Below are 15641 nucleotides of genomic sequence, written 5' to 3'. Positions count from 1 at the left end.
TTCAGCCATTGAAGTGGTTGGGTTTGTCACTTCAATGGCTACATCAAGCTCATGTTGTATCAATTAGGGTAGAGGAACGAAGCCCCTTGATTGGCGGCAGAGACATTATCTCGGCACACTTTAAACAGATCGCGCCCCCAAGTTTGCTGTGTGAGCTCAGTATCACAAGTGGCGATATCGCGGCCTTCGGTTGGCGTTAAGTTCTCTAATCGGCCTGTCACCGCATCGACGCGGATCCTATCTCCCTCTTCAATAAGCGCAATTGCGCCGCCTCTTAATGCTTCCGGTGAGACGTGAATAGCCGCAGGAATTTTACCAGAAGCGCCGGACAAACGACCATCGGTCACTAACGCAACCTGATAGCCTGCTTTTTGTAAGTTGCCCAAAATCGGCATTAACTTATGCAGCTCAGGCATGCCATTGGCTGCTGGCCCATTGAAGCGGACTACAACCACGCAATCTTGATTGAGCTCGCCGCGTTGATACGCCTGCTCAACCTGATGCTGGCAAGCAAACACTTTGGCGGGCGCTTCAACAATGCGATGTTGCTCAGCCACGGCAGAGACTTTGATCACCGCTTGCCCAAGGTTACCCGATAACACTTTAATACCACCAGAGCGCTGAAATACCTTATCAGGCAGGGCGATTACCTTGGGGTTTTTAGTTTGAGTACACGCTTGCCATTCTAACGTATGGCCCACTAATTGCGGTGATTTTAGTTGATCTGCAAATTCACCAAACACGGGTTTTACGTCGCTGTGAAGTAACTGCGCTTGATGCAGCCGCGTCATCAACATGGGTACGCCGCCTGCGAGCTCAAATTCATTGATATCCGCCGAACCATTGGGGTAAACATTCACCACAAGAGGAACGACGTCAGACAGATCACTGATATCTTGCCAAGTCAGCACAATACCCGCCGCGCGAGCAACAGCCAGTAAATGAATGGTATGGTTTGAACTGCCACCAGAGGCGAGCAAAGCCACTAGGCCGTTGACTACGCTTTTTTCGGTCACCACTTCATAAAGTGGACGGAAATGCGCCGTGCCATCGCTCATGGCGGCAAGGCGGATCGCGGCATGTTGCGTCAATGCAAGGCGCAGTGGGGAAAAGGGAGCGACAAACGCTGACCCTGCCAGCATTAAACCCATCGCCTCAAACACTAATTGGTTGGTATTGGCAGTGCCGTAGAAAGTACAAGTGCCTGGGGAGTGGTACGAAGCGCATTCCATATTCAGCAGCGCGCTATCATCAACCAAACCCGCCGCGTGTTTTTGGCGAACATCGACTTTCTCATCATTCGTAATGCCAGTGGACATTGGCCCTGCGGGAATAAAAGCCGTTGGTAGGTGCGCAAACGCCAGCGCGCCCATCAGTTGTCCGGGCGCAATTTTATCGCAAATACCGAGCAGTAATGTGCCATCAAACATATTGTGGCTGAGTGAAAATGCCGTGGCTTGTGCAATCAAATCGCGTGAGAACAACGACATATCCATGCCCGCTTGGCCTTGCGTTACGCCATCACACATCGCAGGAACGCCGCCAGCAACTTGAGCCGTGTGGCCAAATGGGGCGAGCACTTTTTTGATTTGCTCAGGGTAATCTTTATACACTTGGTGCGCGCTAAGCATGTCGTTGTATGCTGTGATAATGGCTAAGTTAGAACGCGTTAAATCGAGAATGTGCGCTTTCTCTTGAGAGCAAGAGGCGGCGACGGCGTGAGCCAAATTACCACAAGAAAGTGATGCTTTACCCTTGCCACTGTGCTGCTGTGCCTTGGCGCGGTTGAGAAACTCATCACGCAAAGTACGGCTGCGCTGAATAATTCGTTCGGTGACGGCTGTGATGGTTGGGTTTAAGGCTGTACTCATGCTGACACCTTTTGACCATCTAAAGTGAGCTCGCGCAATGCCACTAGGGCGCGCTCTACAACCTCATCAATATCCGTATCGATATCAACGATAGCGACTTTCACTTCGTTGTCGGGGCGCTCTAACGTATTGAACTGGCTTTCCACCATGTTCGCTTTCATAAAGTGGCCTTTACGCGCTTGCATGCGCTTCATGATTAAATCAAAACTGCCATCGAGAAAGAGAAAGGTCACATTTTGGTTACCGTCACGGATTTGATCGCGGTAGGTTTTTTTCAACGCAGAGCAAACAATCACGCCGTGCTCATTTTTACTCTCTAAGCTAAAAGCCGCGTCACGGATGCGCTCTAACCAAGGTTTGCGATCGTCATCATTTAGCGGATCTCCGCCTGCCATTTTGAGAATATTGGCTTTTGGATGAAGGTCGTCACCGTCGATGAATTTCGCCCCTAATTTCTGGGCCAGTTTCGCGCCTACAGTGCTTTTTCCGCAGGCGCATACGCCCATTACAATAATGCTACTACCAGTCATACGGACTCCTTGAGTGGTATTCTGAGCTGGATCTCATTTTTTAAATTCACTTGGAAATATGACTTTATCTTATCCATGTTATCGGTAACATGTTACCCGTAACTTAGAGATTTGTGAACTGAAACACAAACAAAACAATACGTGATATAAGGTGAAGAACATGGAATTGATGACTCAAAGCAGTAACCCTGCTTACCTATTAGCAATCGCGGGATGTGCGATTGCAGCACTACTGATTTTAATCATGAAGTTGAAGATACACGCCTTCGCTTCATTAACCTTAGTCAGCCTCGGCACTGCAATTGCCACCGGCGTTGCGGCGGAAAAAGTGGTCCCAACCATGATGTCTGGTTTTGGTGGAACCCTAGCCTCCGTTGCTTTGCTGGTCGGCTTAGGTGCGATGATTGGCAAAATTTTAGAAGTGACGGGCGGTGCTAAAGTGCTGGCCGATACCTTGATAGGCCGCTTTGGTGAAGAAAAAGCGCCGTTTGCACTGGGTATTGCTTCATTACTGTTTGGTTTTCCCATCTTCTTTGATGCGGGATTGATCGTGATGATGCCGATCATCTTTAGTGTAGCGAAGCGCTTTGGTGGCTCACCATTGAAATACGCGCTGCCTTCAGCAGGTGCTTTTGCCGTGATGCATGCTTTTGTGCCGCCTCATCCTGGGCCAGTTGCGGCTTCAGATCTTTTAGGTGCTGATCTTGGTCTGCTGCTGATTGTTGGTATCTTGGTCGCGATTCCTACTTGGTATTTTGGCGCTTACCTCTTTGGCCTGTATGCGGGTAAGAAATTTGATATTCCACTCTCTAAAGCGTTTTTTAATACCGAGCAAATTATTGATGAAAATAAATTGCCAAAATTTGCCACGGTATTAGCAATTTTAGTGATGCCTGTGCTGCTCATTTTTATGGATACAGGTCTTAATACCCTTGCGGTAGCAGGCGTGATTGACGGTAAAGCGCCATTGGTTGAATTCTTACGCATGTTGGGTAAAACCCCGGTGGCCCTGTTGCTGACTCTGCTAACTTGTTTACTGGTGTTTGCCAAAGATTTTGGAATGAACAAGCTGGAAAAACTGTGCAGTGACTCGTTAGCGCCTATCTGTGCGGTAATTCTTGTGACAGGTGCGGGCGGTATGTTTGGTGGTGTGTTGCGCGCCAGTGGCATTGGCCAAGCATTGGCTGACGTGTTATCCGATACAGGCATGCCTATCATAGTTGCGGCGTTTGTTATCGCAACTTGCTTACGTGTGGCGCAAGGCTCTGCCACCGTGGCACTAACCACGACCGCCGCTTTGATTGCGCCAATTGTGGCACAAACCACGGGTTTGAGTGAGTTGGATTTATGTTTTATCGTGATTGCGATTGCTGGTGGAGCAACGGTACTATCTCACTTTAATGACTCAGGCTTCTGGCTGGTTTCTCGCTTGATGGAAATGGATGAGAAAACCACACTCAAAACTTGGACTGTGATGGAAACACTGCTTGGTAGCATCGCGTTTGTGATTGTCGCTGTCCTAAGCTTCTTATTATAAAAAGCGTTTTACTATAAGGTTATGAAATGAAAACTCTTGAACAACGATTGAAAGAAATCAAAATCGTCCCTGTGATTGCGATTAATGATGCTAGCCAAGCGGTCCCTTTGGCCAAAGTATTGGTTGAAAATGGGTTGCCATGCGCGGAAGTGACCTTTAGAACAGAAGCGGCTGCAGAATCGATTCGTTTGATGCGTGCCGCCTACCCAGAGATGCTGATTGGCGCAGGGACAGTACTGACCACGGCGCAAGTAGATCAAGCCATTGAGGCGGGCGTGGATTTTGTAGTCAGCCCCGGTTTTAACCCAACCACGGTGAGATATTGCCAACAGAGTCATGTGGCAATTGTTCCGGGCGTCAACAACCCAAGTTTGGTTGAGCAAGCGATGGAGATGGGTTTGCGCACATTGAAATTCTTCCCAGCCGAGCCTTCAGGTGGCGTGGCCATGCTCAAAGCATTGACGGCCGTTTATCCGGTCAATTTCATGCCAACAGGTGGCGTTAGCCCAAGTAACGTTCAAGATTATTTGTCGATTAAATCCGTAGTGGCGTGTGGCGGTACGTGGATGGTACCGACAGATCTAATGGATAAAGGTGATTGGCAGGGAATTGCGGAATTGGTGAAAGCGCTATAACCCTTTCTATTTTCTTTAAGAACAACGGCTTGCTTCGGTAAGCCGTCTTCTCCTTTTATGCGCACCTCCGACCATTAACGATAAAAGTAATCGAGAGTAACGCGCGATCAGAAATCTCGTTACAATCGTTCTCCTACTCATTTCACGATAAGCCAAGCTATGTACGCAAACCGACGCGCAGAATTAATTTTAGTCATCACGACCTTATTGGCCGCTGCGGGCTGGGTGTTTTCCAAACAAGCCATTCAAGGCCTGCCGCCTTTTGGCTTTATTGGCGTGCGTTTTCTTTTAGCGTCGCTGTGCCTACTGCCATTTTGTCTTAAAGCGCTGCGCCAAGCTTCACTGCACGATTGTTTAAAATCGATGAGTGTGGGCGTGTTGCTAGGTGGCTCGATTTTTTGCTGGATACACGCGATTTCCATTAGCGATACGCTAGGAGAGGGCGCATTCATCATGAGCCTCTCTATGCTGTTTGTTCCGTTATTAGCATGGCCGCTGTTTGGCACTAAACCGGCGCGCGCATTTTGGTTGTCGCTACCCATTGCACTGATTGGGCTTTTTTTACTGTCGTGGAACGGGGAGTGGGTTGTTGCGACCAGCCAGCTGTGGTTTATGGCTGCTGCTTTTAGCTTGGCATTGCATTTTAACTTTAACAGCCGTTTTTCGGCTAATCTGCCGCCGATGTTGCTCACTACATTACAACTGTTTGTTGGCGGCTGCCTTGGGGTATTACTCTCTTTACTGTTTGAGTCATGGCCAGATCAAATAAGTTTGATGACATGGAAGTGGCTTGCTCTGAGCGTATTACTCGCCACCAGTTTGCGGTATTTGATGCAAACTGTAGGTCAAAAGCACGCCAACCCCACCAATGCGGCGATATTAATGCTGCTTGAGCCAATCTGGACACTGGTTCTGAGCGTGCTGATTTATGATGAATCGATGCCAGCGAATAAGATTTTCGGCTGCGGCTTGTTGCTCTGTTCGCTTCTTTTCTATCGAATGGGCCATTTTCGTCATCGTTAAAATCATCGCAAATCTTTCAAAACGGTTTTGCTGCATAGTTTCTAGAGCCAAGGTGTGGGTTGGGCTGTAGGCATTGTGTGCGTTGATAGCGTGGAGAATATGATTATTGGGGCTGATAAATTATTTTTGGGAATTTTTGATTCAGACAAAATCAAGAAAATCGTTTTCTAAACTCTCGCGGCGTTAATCCCACAATATTAATGAAGGCCTTTCGACACGCGCTGATATCCTCGTAACCAACCTGATTTCCTATCCACTCAAATGAATGTTGTGTGCTTTCCAAGTAGTCACACGCACTCTGTATTCTAAGACGCTGCAAATACTGATTAGGGTTATGACCTGTAGCCTTTAAAAATCTTCGTTGCATCGTACGTTCGGTAACGTTTGCTTGCTTTGCTAACTGCTTTATAGACAACGATTCAGCATAACTCTGATGCATTATTTGTTGGACCGAAACAATCGCCATATCACCATGATAGAACGAAGGATTGAATTGTTGGTAGTAACTCTGCGCTCTCTGTGCTGTGTCGATAACCAGCGTTTTACCAAGTTGACGCACAACTTTTGGAGATGCATATTTGGCGATCAACTCAAACCCTAGATCTAGCCACGACATCATCCCGCCCGCCGTAATTATGTCACCGTGATCGACCAATATCTTATTGCTATTAAGCGTAATACTAGGAAACATTTTGGAAAATGTTTCTGCTAACGCCCAATGAGTTGTCACTTCTCTTTTACCAATTAAGTTAGTTGCGGCCAAAATAAATCCCCCCGCACAAGCAGATGATAGAACTGCACCTTTGGAATACTGCTTTCTAAGCCATTCAATAAGTTTGGCTTCAGGGACCAAGTAGTAATCATCTATTGAAGCAGGCGGTAGCAAAACAACTGTAAAGCTATCCTCTATAAGCTCATCATGCGAAATAATGACTGGTTCAAATAAGACCTCAATCCTTTGTTCCCAACAAACTCTGCTTGCAAGCAAAAACATCTCTTCAAGACCGTAAACAGCTGACTTCAATACTGAAGGATACTCGCAAATTCCAATCGTAATTTTTAACATATCTATCTCTGAATTTGTCGTTTTTAACCTCTTTAATGTCATTTTAGCCTCTAAAAGTAATGCAGCAAGTTACTCATAATTTTTCTGAGCCAAAACTTAAAAAAACAGGATTTGAAAATGGGTAAAAAAGCATTGCTTGTAATTGATATACAAAACGACTATTTCCCTGACGGAAAATTTCCTTTGTGGAATACAGATAAGACCCTGAGCAACATTAAACAGCTCATTACTAAAGCCAACGCACAGCATGTTCCTGTATTCCTTATTCAACATGTATCTTCTGCACCTCAAGGAATGGCACCTTTCTTTGAAGAAGGAAGTGACGGTATGAGAATTCACTCTGAAATAATGTCAATATGCCCTGATGCTGAAATTATCTGTAAACAGCACGCTGATGGTTTTCATCAAACTAATCTAGAAAAATCACTAGGAAAGCTCGATGTTGATGAGTTGCTGATCTGTGGAATGATGACTCAGAATTGCGTTACGCATACGGCAATATCAAAGAAAGCGGAAAAATATAAAGTCTCCATTATTGGAGATTGTTGTACGGCTACAGATAGAATGATTCATAACATAGCGTTAAATGCGGTATCAATTCGAGTACCTTTATTGGCTTTTTCTGAAGTGTTATAGAAGTAAACTGCCACAAGAAATGTATCGAGAATTCACTGGTATAATCTACCCGTAAGCTTTCTACCTAAAAACTTTGAAACACAAGCCATTTCAGTCAGTTGTTATGTTGGCTGAATTGGTTCGTATTTTAGGCAGCTTAGCGCTCATCAATAATATTGACGAAGGGAAACGTTGAGCGCAGACTCCGCTCGTTTGTGAGTTCAGTTCGTGTTTGCTTATTTTGGAGTTTGTCTTAATGTTCACCCTTCCTCCCGTCGTGATGACTATTGGGCTTTTGTTGATCAGCAACGTATTTATGACCTTTGCTTGGTACGCTCACTTAAAAGATCTCAGCCACAAACCGTGGATTATTGCAGCGTTGGTCAGTTGGGGAATTGCCCTGTTTGAATATCTCTTCCAAGTACCTGCTAACCGGATTGGCTATACGGTATTAAACCTTGGCCAATTGAAAATATTGCAAGAAGTGATCACCTTATCGGTGTTTGTGCCTTTTGCATTGATCTACATGAAAGAGCCTTTCAGGCTTGATTTTGTGTGGGCAGGGCTCTGTTTGCTTGGCGCGGTGTTTTTTATTTTCAGACCGCAAATCCTCGAAGTACTTGCGAAAAGTATTGGCTGATTGCTGGCGAGTATTTGGCAGGCTACCAATGTTGAAGAGGTAAATGCCGGATAAATAAACTCGTAAAAAAAGCCGTTGTGTTGGCAACGGCTTTTTTATGGGATTATTCGCTGAATTTCTTAAAAATAATCGAGGTGTTGATGCCACCAAAAGCAAAGTTATTGCTCATTAGGTATTGCACATCCAGCTCACGCCCTGTGCCTGTAATGTAATCAAGATCGCCACATTGCGGGTCGATGTTATCTAGATTAAGGGTTGGATTAAACCAACCGCTGCGCATCATTTCTAAACCTAACCAAGCTTCAACCGCGCCACATGCGCCTAATGTGTGACCAAAATAACTTTTCAACGAGCTGATCGGCACTTTACCCAACGCGTTTGCGGTGGCGTGACTTTCGGCTATGTCACCCCGGTCGGTCGCCGTGCCGTGAGCCGAAACATAGTCAATTTTATCTGCACTTAACTTGGCATCACGCAGCGCCATCTCCATGCAGATTTGCATGGTGTCCATTTGTGGTTGAGTGACATGGGCGGCATCGCAGTTGCTGGCAAAACCGATGATTTCTGCGTGAATGGTGGCACCGCGTGCGATGGCGTGTTGATACTCTTCAAGCACTAAAGTTCCTGCGCCTTCACCAATCACTAAACCATCACGCTGAGTATCATACGGGCGGGGGGTGGTTTTTGGCTGGTCGTTTTTGAGGCTAGTGGCAAATAAGGTATCAAATACGGCCGATTCGGTAGGGCAGAGCTCTTCACCACCGCCCGCCACCATTACGGTTTGGTAGCCGTGTTTGATCGCTTCGTACGCGTAACCGATGGCTTGACTACCAGACGTGCAGGCGCTACTGGTTGGAATTACGCGGCCTTTGAGCCCGAAAAATAGACCTACGTTCACCGCGGCAGTGTGAGGCATCATTTGCACATAAGTGGTGGCGGTAATGGCTCGAGTGGTTTTTTCGTTGAGCATGACACCAAACGCACCGATGGCATCGGTACTGCCTGTTGATGAACCATAAGCGATGCCGGTTTGGCCATTCGTCAGCACTTCATGACCAATTAAGCCCGCCTGTAGCAGCGCATTTTCGGTGGCAACGGTCGCCAGTTGTGACACACGGCCCATACCTCGGACTTGCTTACGTTTGTAGTGGCTAGGCAGTGTAAAGCCCATTATTGGCGCGGCGAGTTTAGTGTTTAAACCCTCATACTGCTCATAGGAGGGCATATATTGAGTGGCATTTTCACAAGCTCTGAGTTTTGGCTCAATACTGGCCCAGTCATTACCAAAAGCAGTCACGCCGGACATGCCTGTAACGACAACGCGGCGGGTCATACTAAGCCTCCATTAACCGAGATAACTTGGCGAGTGACATAAGCAGCAATATCAGACATTAAATAGCTCACAAGGCCTGCGACTTCTTCGGGTTCACCCATGCGGCGTAAAGGAACTTGTGGCAGTGCGTGCTCTTTGACGTGCTCATCTACCATGCCGGTATCGATTAAACCCGGAGCAACACAGTTGACGGTGATTTTGCGCTTAGCCAGTTCAAGCGCGAGCGATTTGGTCGCGCCAATCACGCCAGCTTTAGCGGCGCTGTAATTGGTTTGGCCCCGGTTGCCCGTGATGCCCGACACCGATGCTAAAGTCACAATGCGCCCACCTTGGCGTTTTTGCACCATTGGCATCACACAAGGGTGGAGGACGTTATAAAAGCTGTCTAAATTGGTGTGAATTACACCATCCCATTCTTGTTCTGTCATGGCGGGAAACGCCGTGTCACGAGTAATGCCCGCGTTATTGACCACGCCGTAATAAGCGCCATGTAGAGCCATATCGGCTTCCAATACTTCGCGACACTGAGCTCGGTTGCTGATGTCAAATTGAATCAGTCGGCCTGAACCACCGTTTTGCTCGATGGTCGCTAGTGTTTGCAGGGCACCTTGCTGGTCGCCCATGTAATGGACAGCGATGGTAAAACCATCTTTGGCGAGCGCAATTGCAATCGCTTTGCCTATGCCTTTACTCGCACCAGTCACTAATACGTGTCGGGTCATGCTTGACTCCTCATTTTCATTTCTTCTAATTTTTGTTCTGATGGCACATACACATTTAATTGGCATTCGGCCAAAAGCTGGTGTTGGTGCTCGATTCTTGTCTTAAACACAGCCATGCCATTGTCTTGCATTAGCTGTTCAGCGTAGATATCGAGCGTTTGCCCTTTCAGGAATGCATCGCACAGCGCTCGATAACGGCGACTGCCGAGCAGAAAGCCAATCGGCGGTTGAATGCCTTGGACAAGTGAGTGATACCCAGACCACGCGGCAATGGCTTGTGCCATAAACTCGATACCGACATAGGCCGGTATGCTTTGTGTCGCCGGGTCAAAAAACAGGTGGTGCGATTCAATATCCACTTGGCAGTGGATAGATTCGCTCTGTACCTCAAGCGCGCGGTCAATCAAAATCATCGGCGCTTGATGAGGCAGCAGTTGATCAATTGCAGGAAGCTTTGTCATTAACGTAACCAAAAATGAGGCTAATATTGTTGCCACCAAAAGCAAAGGAGTTGCTTAAAATGGCCTTGTTTTCTAAATATTGAGTGGTTTCCACTAGCGTAATATCAATGTCTGGCGCTTTGTTAGCACAGCGCTGAATGGGCAAAGGCAATTGGTATTGCAGTATGTGCCAAGCAATGGCGGCTTCGGTTGCACTGGCCGCGCCGAGCGTGTGTCCAGTGAGTGGTTTGGTTGAACTCACCGCAACGTGCTGGCCAAAAACGCGGAAAATCGCTTTACTTTCCATGCTGTCATTGAGCGGTGTTGCGGTGCCGTGAGCGTTGATATAGCCGATATCACTGGCGGTTAATTTGGCATCTTGCAGCGCGTTACGCATTGCCTGTTCTGCACCGTTTCCATCTGGGTGGGGCGCAGAAATATGGTGTGCATCGGAACTGTCGCCTGCGCCCAATAGCGCAATGGCGTGAGCGTGTTGCTGAGACGGCGTTTTACCCAGCAGCATAAAAGCGGCAGATTCACCAATGTTGATGCCATCTCGCTGTGCATCAAACGGTTTACACAAATGTTGAGACAGCGCTTCTAAACCGTTAAAACCATTGAGAGTTAAGCGGCACAAAGTGTCAGCACCACCGACAATCACCGCATCAACCAACCCAGCATTAAGCATTCTTTTGGCGGTGATAAAGACGCGGCCACTGGACGAACAGGCGGTTGAAATGGCGTAGCAGGGGCCGCTTATTGCAAAATAGCGAGCGATAAAATCACTGCAATTGCCTAATTCCTGTTTGTAGTAGTGGTAGTCGCTTGGGAATTCGCCCTGCTCTAACTTGTGGGCGAGTGCGATTTCGCCATCAGCAATGCCGGACGTGCTCGTGCCAACCACCAATGCAATGCGATCTGCACCATAGGTGGCAATCGCGTGGCGGACGCTCGGTTCGATTTGTTGCAGTGCCGATAAAGCCAGTTGGCTGTTGCGCGTATTGAACGCACTTAAATGCGCTGGGATTTTTGGTAGCGGTTCACTCACTCGGCCTACGATGGTTGGGGTGCCAGTGTTGAGTGACGTGCGGTCAACCACCATGTTATCGCAATAGCCCTGCGCTAAACTTTGGTGAATGTGCGACGAGTCACTCCCCATCGCGCAGTGAAAACCGCAGTCTTGGACATAAATAGGTGAGCGAGAATCAATAGGAGAAGTCGTGGATGAGTTCATGATAGCTATCTACGGTTGTGTGGGCGGCAAAGGGTGCTGGGCACTGAGTGTTTTAATCGTAATGGTGTAATTCAATAATTGATTGTGGAAGCGAATATCGCCCTTCATCGAGAAGGGATGTTGATAATCAATAACAATCACTGTTTCACCCAGTTCATTGATGAGTGTTCGTCTATTCTCATCATCAATGATTTGCCACTTTACCTTATTTAACGAGGCTTCCCAAGCATTTCGCGGCCAGAGCGTGATCATCAGGTTAAAGAGTATCTGTTCGGGCTTCGGCAAGGTGTTTTCTAAGCCAGTGAGTACACTGGTCTCAATAGTATCTTGCTGATAATTGAGCGATAAAATCCTCGTTCCCCAAGATGAAAACCCTGCCAGCACAATCTTGTCATCGGTCACCTGCAACTGGACCGGAAGCTGTTGGTTGTGCTGGCCGTTATCATCTTGCCAATGGGCGCTGATCAACTGACTTGCCGTGACTTGGTACCCAAGTTGCGCAGGTTTGGGCAGAGTAACGAATGTGTTGGGGCTAATTTCTACCTGTGTGGAGGCTTGGTTTGGCACTAAAGAGCAGCCAGACAACATCAGTAACAGCAAGGGCAGCGCACGGCGTATTCTCATCATCATAGTTTTTCCTCATGCGCTTTCATGGCGGCAGGTTGTGATTTGATCGCCAGTGGTGAAAGCAACCAAGCAACGAAAATGCCGCTCAGTACCGTCAAACCAAAACTGTGGATGGCGTGAGTTTGGCTAAGAGCAAGCAGACCAAACGAGAGCAAAGTCGTTAGTGCCGAAAGGGTTATGGCAAGCAAGGTACTGTGACTGCGGGCTTGTTCGGCAAAAAAGAGCGTGTAATCAATACCGATACCTATCACTAATACCAGCGCTAATAGATTGAATAAATTGAGCGTAGAGCCTGTTGCGACGGTGACGGCTAACCCAGCGATGCAAGCAATCAGCGAAGGTAACATAATGCGAATACTGTGTTTCACGCCGTAGCGCCAAATAGTGAGAGCGCTGATCAAGGTAAGAGCCAGCGCAATTAACTCCATCACTTTAAGGCGATACTGCCCAAACAGGGTTGAGATCTCTTCGGTTTTATTCAAATAGGCGTAGTCGCTATTTTGCGCCGCAAACTGCTTAATTACTGCTGCTTGGTGAACCTCTTTCAACAGCACTACCGCCGCCACTTTTTGCTCAACTTCACCTAAATAAAGAAAGCGCAGCGGCTGGGAAACATCATGGGCTAAATAATGCGCCAGTGTCATGGGCAAAAATGACGCTTCCAGTTTAGGAGCCGAAGATAGTTTCAGCGTGTGAGCCAGTGCTGCGCCTTGGTTTGCGTACAGTGCTTCAACCAGTGCGTAGTTTTCTTGCTGACGCTTAAGCGAGCTGATGTTTTGGCTTAAACTTTGGTAGCCAGAAAGTACGCCTTGTTGTTGCCATTGTGAAAATTGCGTATCTAATTTTTCTAACTGCTGCATTAATGCTTCATCATCGTTGGCACTGACGACCAACATTTGCTGTGATGATTGAATACCAGTCAAGGCGCTGATTTGCAGCTCTTGCTGTTTCAAGTCGCTAGGCATGGCTTGTAATTGTCGAATGTCATCGTTGTAGTGCACTTGCGTCAGGGCAAGACTGCTGATGATCAATAACGCCGTGGGTAGGCCCCATTTAACCCATGGCTTTTGCCAAAGCGCAAACCATAAGGACCAATAAGTGAGGCCGGGAAGCGTTCTCGATGAACTTGGTTTTTTGGCCAAAATCGGATACCAAGCCACGACCGTCGCGTAAGCGGCAACGAGCCCCAAGGCGGAAAATAGCGCTAACTGTTGCAAGCCGGGGAAAGGGGCGACCAGTAGACCGAGATAGCCAATTAAACTGGTGATTAACCCTAAGGTAATGGCCGTCAGAATATGCTTTAGTCCTTGCACGCTGTCCCATTGTTCATTCGCGGCAAGGCGATCGGTCAGGTAGTGAAAGGCGTAGTCGATTGAAACGCCAATCAGGCTGGCCCCAAACACTAAGCTAAACAGATGGATCTGACCAAAAAACGCGGTGGTGATCACCATGGCAACCACTAACCCAACGGATACCGAGAGCAGTGCTAACAGTAAAGGCATGGCACTGCGAAAAACCAGCATCACCAACAGCACAATTCCGAGTAATGAGAAAAGGCCAATAGTGCTGATTTCTGACTTGGCACTTTGAGTACCAAAATCGGCGTAAAATAAAACACCAGTGTGATAAATGTCCGCACTAAATTGTTGCTTGATGCGTTGTTGCCATTGAGCAATATCGGGCACCACTTGTTGCGCTTTGAAACTGTATGGTGAGTCGTTGAGCTGCGCGGTGATCAGCACGTATTTTTGGCCTTGATACTCGCGGGTTAAGTATCCATCTTGCAAACGAAAATGAGACGATAGCTGGCTAAGTTGCGCTAAGTAGTCGCGAAATAGCAGAAAAGGGTCATGACTGAGCTCTTGCCCTGTTACCCCAGAAAAAGGGTTATATAGGGCTTGCACCACGGTTTGCACTTGTTGTTCGGGATGTTGACTGAGCTGATTGCGTTGCTCGCTGGTGAGCAGTTGTGCTCGATGTTGAAAGTAGTAACTGGCCCAAGCGCTCTGTTGAGTGGCATCGATTTTCCCAATCACATCCTTGAAATAGCCACTCTGCTTGAGCTCGCTTTCTAGCGCTGTAACGGATTTGAGCCGGTCAGCCTCATTGGGCGCAGTGACAATAAAGACCACCTTATCGCTCATACTGGCAGTGACTTTTTCAAACGCTTGCTCGGCGAGCACACTTTGCTGGTTGACCGGCAGTAGCTTAAGGATATCTGTCTCGATCGGTGAGGCTGCTGAAAAGAACCACTGCTTGAGTAGTAAGCCAAGACAAAGGGTCACAAAAGCCAACCAGAACAATGCCAGCCGGTTCGATTTAGAAGTTAAACTGTGCTTGCTCAGCATGGGTTAAACGCTCTGGCTGGTGGTTTTGGTTAGTAAACTGAATCTCGGTTTTGTCGCCTCGCACTTCTTGCAGGATCAAACCATCAATGTCATCTCGCCCCGTTAATGTTATCGAGGTAAACACCGAGCTCAGTGGCGCATTTCTCGGCGTTAAATTTAGCTGCCACTGGCCATCTTCGCTGTGCAGCGTCATCGTAAATTGTTCATTCAATTGCTGCGTGTCACCATGAAATACCGACAAAAAGAGATGGCTGAAATAAAACGCCATTGGATTCTCTTTTTCGGTAATCACCTGTGGTGGTTGGTTAGCAAAAGTTTGGCGAAGCTTGTCTTGAGTTAGCACCAAATTAACTGGAAATGGTGAGTTTTGTTGCCAAAGTAAGCCATTTTGTTTATCGAGCAAGAATTTCCCGGCTGACGACAGTGGTTGTTCGAACATCTCAATATGGCGGAGTTGAGTAAACTCTCCGCGTACGATCTGGTGTTTCGCCAACTGCGCTTGCAGTGAAGCTAGGTCGGTCACCTGTGCCCAGAGTAGGGGCGGAAATAGGGCTAAAGTTAGCCAGAGAAAACGGCGCATCATAATTTCCCGTAGGTATGCCAGTGCTGAACTTTGTCGGTAAATAGCGTTGGGGAAGCGAAACACATCTCTTGCGTGTCGATGCGAACCGCTACTTGAGTGGTGTGTGCTTTACACATTCGTTGCCCGGTCTGGCTATCAAAAATCATGTAGTCAACACGCAAGCGATTTTCCCATTCTGTCAAGGTCGCTTTGATACGAATCGTATGGTTGAACGGGATCGCTTTCACGTACTTCACGTGGGCATCAATCACCGGCCATAGGTAGCCCGACTGAGTCATCGCGTGATAGCTGTAATCAATTTTTTCCATCAGCACGCGGCGTGCTTCTTCAAAAAAACGAAAATAATTGCCGTGGTAGATAACGCCCATTGGGTCGGCATCTTGAAACGAGGTGACTAAAGTCACCTCACTTTCCAATGGATGAAGTACATCGCTCAT

Annotated in this window: 16 protein-coding genes; 5 read left to right on the top strand and 11 right to left on the bottom strand. The window is 47.5% G+C overall.

Annotation, left to right across the window (positions count from 1 at the left end; all coding sequences use genetic code 11):
- Nucleotides 1-59 precede the first annotated feature (59 nt).
- Complete coding sequence (gene edd / locus AACT23_RS11015) at nucleotides 60-1871, bottom strand: phosphogluconate dehydratase (RefSeq protein ID WP_094128908.1); 1812 nt, start codon at nucleotides 1869-1871, stop codon at nucleotides 60-62.
- A complete protein-coding gene (locus AACT23_RS11010) occupies nucleotides 1868-2401 on the bottom strand; it encodes a gluconokinase (protein WP_047687909.1) in 534 nt (177 codons plus the stop codon). The genes edd and AACT23_RS11010 overlap by 4 nt, the downstream gene beginning before the upstream one ends.
- Nucleotides 2402-2561: 160 nt before the next feature.
- Here AACT23_RS11010 and AACT23_RS11005 point away from each other — a divergent pair, with 160 nt between their 5' ends.
- The 3 genes from AACT23_RS11005 (at nucleotide 2562) to AACT23_RS10995 (ending at nucleotide 5596) form a co-directional block, all read left to right on the top strand.
- The gene (locus tag AACT23_RS11005) at nucleotides 2562-3938 is read left to right on the top strand and encodes a GntP family permease (protein WP_026027816.1); all 1377 of its coding nucleotides are present in this window, start codon (nucleotides 2562-2564) and stop codon (nucleotides 3936-3938) included.
- Nucleotides 3939-3964: 26 nt separating this feature from the next.
- The gene (locus AACT23_RS11000; protein WP_094128905.1) at nucleotides 3965-4573 is read left to right on the top strand and encodes a bifunctional 4-hydroxy-2-oxoglutarate aldolase/2-dehydro-3-deoxy-phosphogluconate aldolase; all 609 of its coding nucleotides are present in this window, start codon (nucleotides 3965-3967) and stop codon (nucleotides 4571-4573) included.
- A gap of 159 nt (nucleotides 4574-4732) precedes the next feature.
- Entirely contained in the window at nucleotides 4733-5596 is an 864-nt protein-coding gene (locus AACT23_RS10995) for a DMT family transporter (protein WP_017045125.1), read from the top strand.
- Between the two features lie 151 nt (nucleotides 5597-5747).
- On the opposite strand, the gene AACT23_RS10990 is transcribed toward AACT23_RS10995, so the two are convergent.
- A complete protein-coding gene (locus AACT23_RS10990) occupies nucleotides 5748-6662 on the bottom strand; it encodes a GlxA family transcriptional regulator (protein WP_094129083.1) in 915 nt (304 codons plus the stop codon).
- Between the two features lie 117 nt (nucleotides 6663-6779).
- On the opposite strand from AACT23_RS10990, the gene AACT23_RS10985 reads away from it, so the two are divergent.
- Both AACT23_RS10985 and AACT23_RS10980 read left to right on the top strand, forming a co-directional pair.
- A complete protein-coding gene (locus tag AACT23_RS10985) occupies nucleotides 6780-7298 on the top strand; it encodes a cysteine hydrolase family protein (RefSeq protein ID WP_088732687.1) in 519 nt (172 codons plus the stop codon).
- Between the two features lie 235 nt (nucleotides 7299-7533).
- A complete protein-coding gene (locus tag AACT23_RS10980; protein ID WP_017045134.1) occupies nucleotides 7534-7917 on the top strand; it encodes a DMT family protein in 384 nt (127 codons plus the stop codon).
- Nucleotides 7918-8020: 103 nt separating this feature from the next.
- Here AACT23_RS10980 and AACT23_RS10975 read toward each other — a convergent pair whose 3' ends face one another.
- Genes AACT23_RS10975 through AACT23_RS10940 form a run of 8 tightly spaced genes read right to left on the bottom strand, consistent with a single transcriptional unit; the run spans nucleotide 8021 to nucleotide 15641 of the window.
- Nucleotides 8021-9250 (bottom strand): beta-ketoacyl-ACP synthase, encoded by a 1230-nt coding sequence (locus AACT23_RS10975; protein ID WP_094128902.1) that lies wholly within the window; start codon nucleotides 9248-9250, stop codon nucleotides 8021-8023.
- A complete protein-coding gene (locus AACT23_RS10970; protein ID WP_094128899.1) occupies nucleotides 9247-9972 on the bottom strand; it encodes a 3-ketoacyl-ACP reductase FabG2 in 726 nt (241 codons plus the stop codon). Before AACT23_RS10970 ends, AACT23_RS10975 begins: the two co-directional genes overlap by 4 nt.
- Complete coding sequence (locus AACT23_RS10965) at nucleotides 9969-10433, bottom strand: hotdog family protein (protein ID WP_013856475.1); 465 nt, start codon at nucleotides 10431-10433, stop codon at nucleotides 9969-9971. The genes AACT23_RS10970 and AACT23_RS10965 overlap by 4 nt, the downstream gene beginning before the upstream one ends.
- The gene (locus AACT23_RS10960; RefSeq protein ID WP_094128896.1) at nucleotides 10411-11646 is read right to left on the bottom strand and encodes a beta-ketoacyl-[acyl-carrier-protein] synthase family protein; all 1236 of its coding nucleotides are present in this window, start codon (nucleotides 11644-11646) and stop codon (nucleotides 10411-10413) included. The genes AACT23_RS10965 and AACT23_RS10960 overlap by 23 nt, the downstream gene beginning before the upstream one ends.
- A gap of 9 nt (nucleotides 11647-11655) precedes the next feature.
- Nucleotides 11656-12276, bottom strand: coding sequence for a DUF3261 domain-containing protein (locus AACT23_RS10955; protein WP_094128893.1), 621 nt, complete (start codon nucleotides 12274-12276; stop codon nucleotides 11656-11658).
- Nucleotides 12273-14621, bottom strand: a complete 2349-nt coding sequence (locus AACT23_RS10950; protein ID WP_094128890.1) for an MMPL family transporter — start codon at nucleotides 14619-14621, stop codon at nucleotides 12273-12275. Before AACT23_RS10950 ends, AACT23_RS10955 begins: the two co-directional genes overlap by 4 nt.
- Entirely contained in the window at nucleotides 14593-15204 is a 612-nt protein-coding gene (locus AACT23_RS10945; RefSeq protein ID WP_013856479.1) for a LolA family protein, read from the bottom strand. Before AACT23_RS10945 ends, AACT23_RS10950 begins: the two co-directional genes overlap by 29 nt.
- Nucleotides 15201-15641 (bottom strand): acyl-CoA thioesterase, encoded by a 441-nt coding sequence (locus AACT23_RS10940; RefSeq protein ID WP_013856480.1) that lies wholly within the window; start codon nucleotides 15639-15641, stop codon nucleotides 15201-15203. Before AACT23_RS10940 ends, AACT23_RS10945 begins: the two co-directional genes overlap by 4 nt.

This window comes from Vibrio sp. V09_P4A23P171 (assembly GCF_963875615.1).
GTDB lineage: Bacteria > Pseudomonadota > Gammaproteobacteria > Enterobacterales > Vibrionaceae > Vibrio > Vibrio anguillarum.
Note: the sequence above shows the minus strand (reverse complement) of the source record. Positions and strands in the feature narration are given on the sequence as shown.